Source organism: Streptomyces sp. NPDC104309 (assembly GCF_055584025.1).
In genome coordinates, this window is record NZ_JBVJMV010000077.1 from 1 (window position 1) to 1,126 (window position 1,126).

Below are 1,126 nucleotides of genomic sequence, written 5' to 3' on the forward strand. Positions count from 1 at the left end.
CGGTTGAGATCAGCTGGATGAACCGCCGGATGCGTGACCCGCATGTCCGGTGGTGTGAGAGGAGGGACGGGCGACCCGTCCCTCCTACTCGATTCAGCGAGGCCAATCACGGGGTGTCGGCAGCATCGGCCAACGCGCTCTGTGCCTCGCCTGATCGTCCACTGAGGTCCGGCCTGGGTCACTGCTGTTCGCGCTTGTCGGTGTCAGCCGCTGATGTCAGCGCGGAAGGGCCTCCTTGACAGATCCAACCCGGCGCACTGGGGCCGCACCTGGGACAAGAGCCGTCAGAGCGGGTTGAGGCGGGCCTTGAGCAGGCAGAACTCATTGCCCTCGGGGTCGGTAAGAACGTGCCACTGCTCCTTACCGGTCTGGCCGATGTCGGCGGGGCGCGCCCCGAGCTTCAGGAGGCGTTCCAGCTCGGCGTCCTGATCGCGGTCGGTGGCATTGACGTCGAGGTGCAGCCGGGGCTTCCCCGGCTCCGGCTCGTCCCTGCGGCTGAGGATGATCGTCGGCTGCGGGCCGCCGAACCCTTCGCGCGGGCCGATCTCAAGGGTGCCGTCCTCTTCGCGATCGAGCACGACGAAGTCCAGGACCTCGCACCAGAACCGCGCCAGCACCTCGGGTTCGCGGCAACCGAGCACGAGCTCACTGATACGACATGCCATTGACGAAACCTACTCTCAGCGTGGGAACTGCTGATGCGGCCGCGCGCGGAGCTCTTGGGCTCCCCGCAGTGGACGCGCGCTCGAGACCGTACCGGGCGAGGCGAGCAGGTGCGAAGGGTTATTGGGAGCCTCACCTCGCAGCCTCAGCCCACCACCTTCCCCGGCTCCCCACGCACACCACAACGGACCCGCGGTCGGGAACGGCGCCTCCTCCATCCCGGTGCCGGCCGATCCCCCGCCGGAGGCACTGTTCTGACCTCGGCTGTGCCGTCTCGGTCCAGTTCCGGCCTGGTCTTCGCCCCTTGTGGGCGCGGGCGGGCGACGGCGCGCGGCCCCGGTGACGAAGGCAGGGAGGGGCGGCGGGGGGGGGGCCCCCCCCCCCCCCCCCCCGGGGGGGGGGGGGGCCCCCCCCCCGCGGGGGGGGGCGGGCGGGGGGCGCGCGGGGGGGGGGGGGGGGGTGT

At 71.5% G+C, this 1,126-nt stretch carries 1 protein-coding gene; it reads right to left on the reverse strand.

Going from position 1 to position 1,126, the window contains the following annotated elements; translation table 11 throughout:
- Positions 1-284: 284 nt before the first annotated feature.
- Positions 285-665 carry a VOC family protein gene (locus ACZ68L_RS44185; protein WP_469589939.1) on the reverse strand — a complete coding sequence of 127 codons (381 nt, stop codon included), beginning with the start codon at positions 663-665 and terminating at the stop codon, positions 285-287.
- Between the last annotated feature and the right edge of the window lie 461 nt (positions 666-1,126).

Coding starts and splice junctions, on each gene's coding strand:
- ACZ68L_RS44185 (WP_469589939.1), bottom strand. CDS start 665: ATGGCATGTCGTATCAGTGAGCTCGTGCTCGGTTGCCGCGAACCCGAG.